Origin of the sequence: Albidovulum sp. (genome assembly GCF_049646345.1) — a bacterium.
Taxonomy (GTDB): Bacteria; Pseudomonadota; Alphaproteobacteria; order Rhodobacterales; family Rhodobacteraceae; genus Albidovulum.
Genome location: NZ_JBARVQ010000039.1, coordinates 1 through 2782 on the forward strand (window position 1 = coordinate 1; position 2782 = coordinate 2782).

Consider the following 2782-nt stretch of genomic DNA (forward strand, 5'->3'; position numbering starts at 1 on the left):
GCCAAGACCCATCTGGCTGTTTGGCTTCACGAGTTCGAGCAGAACCATACCTGCTGCTTGAGAGAAATCCACCGCCGGACCATCACTGCCATCCGGAATGACCCAGACCATTTGCAGGCCTAGTTCATTTTCGATGTGTCGTGCGGTTACATCATCCCGGAACAATCTGGCCGGTACGCGGATCGTTACAGCGCCGATTTCGCGTGCCCGCTTGAGGTAATTTACGACCGTTGCCCGAGAAATGCCAAGCGATTCCCCGATGTCTTCCTGCCTCATGCCCTGAATATGGTACAGCCATGCAACCTTGTGGATTATCTGGCTTTGAGGCGCGCGCATAAGAACATTCTCCTAATCAATCAATATGGAGACATAAAATGCCAGCATCAATTAGCTTGCGCACAAAAACATTGTTTATGCCATTCCTGCCAATCACAGGCTTTGTTTCAGAGCGTTGTCCGAGATGTGTTGTTCCGGTTTCCCGATGACGTGAGGCGACACGGGCAATCGGATGCAACGTCCTGATCTCCATGCATTATCGCGATGGCGTCACCAGCCGGTCGTCGTGAAGCAAGCAGGATAATCCTGTTTCCGGCCAATGCCGAGTGGTCGTTCCGGTGAAGCTGTGCCGCAGTGTGGTTGCCTGATGTCCGGTGTGTGGTATCGGCGACAAGCAGATCTGGACCACGTTTGGCAGACAGAGCGACTGGCGATACGTGGCCATCCGCTGCAACAGATGTCGGCAGGTATGTGTTTCTGCGATCGTTTTTCAGTAAGCCGCATGTTCTGGCTAAGGAATCCCTGCCGAGGGTAGGTCAGCTTCGTACAACCCTGGAGTGGTTTTAGCAGATGCCTCGGTGGGCCAGACCGGACAATGCGTAGTCGTCGCTATTTCAATGCCCTCTAACCATCTGAATAATAAAATTAAATACAACCCTTAAATTAAACTGGCCCACTGTACCCAGGAGGATTAAAATGGAGCTTTCAAACGGCAATCAGCATAGCGCGGGACAACCCGTTTCTTTCGGGCCAGGTCGGGTGGACGAGCGCCCGCAGGGTTCGGGTGTAGAAGACTTTGCGGCGCCGCTGCCGCCTGCGGTTCAGCAGGCCGCGATTTCCGGCGGCAATCGGCTGCAAAGAAAGCAGATCCAGGCCTCCTTGAATGCCGTCAGCAAAAGGCTGGAACGCTGGCTGAATGGCCGCGGCGGCAACAGGCGGGCCGTGCGCGGTCTGGGCGCGGTTTTTGGTCGTGAAGGTGGGTCGCTCGGCTCTCATGCGCTGCGTCATGTTCAGGGGTTGTTGAAGGGTCAGGCTCGAATTCCCAAGGTCGTGATCGTTTCGCAGGAGGAGTTGGGCCAAGCCAACGGGGCATATTCCGCTACTGGAAAAGGTACGATTTTCATTAGCGACAAGCTGTTGAATGACCCCGAAAAACTTGAGCAGGTGTTACTCGAGGAGCTGGGGCACCATATTGATGCGCGCCTGGGGCGGGGCGATAGCATGGGGGATGAGGGTGCGCTGTTTGCGGATCTGATTATGGGCCACCCTGAAAGCGCGCTCACCCGCCGCACCGAAGCACGGCAGGTCGATCACGGTGAGATCACCGTGAACGGAAGAAAGATACAGGTGGAGTTTTCGCAGGACGCGGCCACGGCACCGGCCGCCCAGGCGAACACTGTGGCAAGCCCGGCGCGGACTTATCAGATTGATCCGACGCGCCTTCCTGCGAGTACCGAGTGGATGGTTGTCACTGAGCAGGCGCAGCGGGCGGATGCATCTGATCCGGCGACATTTAGCCTGACATCTTCCCTGTCGTCTTCCGACGCCAACTTTGGTGTTGACGCGTCCACGGGCCAGATCTTTTTCAAAGGCACGGCCAGTGCGCTGGGTACCGCGAATGTTTCACTGACCCTTACAAAGACGAAATCCGACGGAACCACGCAGACGCAACAGATCTCGATTGTTGTGAATACCCCCCCAGCTTTCAGCGCCACGACCCCCAAAGAGGTTTCGTTTTCCTCTTTGAGCGGAACCATTGCGAGTGTCGCGGTCAACAACCCGACTGGTGTGACCTATCGGCTTGAAGGTGCGCCACCGGAGATGTCCATTTCGAATTCGGGTGACATCAGTTTTAGTAGTCCAACCAGGGTCGGGTATGTCGCCGGGAGCCGACAGATAAACGTTGTTGCGACTGACAGCAAAGGGGGGGTGTCGCGCCACACTCTGACACTTCGTTACGTGCCGCCAGGTTGGGCGACGTTCGGGGGGCCGGGGTTCGAAACGCGGTATGTCTTTAACGATAATTACCAAATCTCGCCGACGCCAACACCCAAAGACCATATCGCACTGGGGATTGATGATTATTTTGACCAGCTGGATGCACGCCTTGCGCTTGATCCTTCTATGAAGTCGCGTGTCTTCGAATATTTTTCAGGTAAAGCTGTGTCTTTTAAGGTGGCTGGCTCTGTTCATTATAAAGCAATTGACACAGTACATCCGCCGGTAAGACATAAGGTGTCCCCCTGGGTAAGTGTTGATAAAATAGTAAGAACTACAGTTCCTTCGACGGTTACGACATATGAGCAACTCCGCGAACATCTGAAAACCAGTTTCAAGGCGGCAATAAGAGCAGAAACAATTGATATGCCAACGTTTCAAGAGGGGGCCGGGCCAGGTTGGAGCCGCGCGAGCTTGAACATCGCACTGATTGAATTGCCCTCGCTTTCAATTTTTTCAGACCAATCGCTGCCCTTGGCGGACATTTCTTTGGCCCGGGGGGTTGAAG

Annotated in this window: 2 protein-coding genes; one reads left to right on the forward strand and one right to left on the reverse strand. The window is 54.8% G+C overall.

What is annotated here, in order from left to right:
- Window positions 1-336: sigma factor-like helix-turn-helix DNA-binding protein (locus WBB85_RS00935; protein WP_432636744.1), on the reverse strand; the 336-nt coding region annotated here is incomplete at its 3' end.
- Between the two features lie 636 nt (window positions 337-972).
- Here WBB85_RS00935 and WBB85_RS00940 point away from each other — a divergent pair.
- On the forward strand, window positions 973-2782 hold a 1810-nt coding region (locus WBB85_RS00940; RefSeq protein ID WP_432636745.1), incomplete at its 3' end, for a hypothetical protein.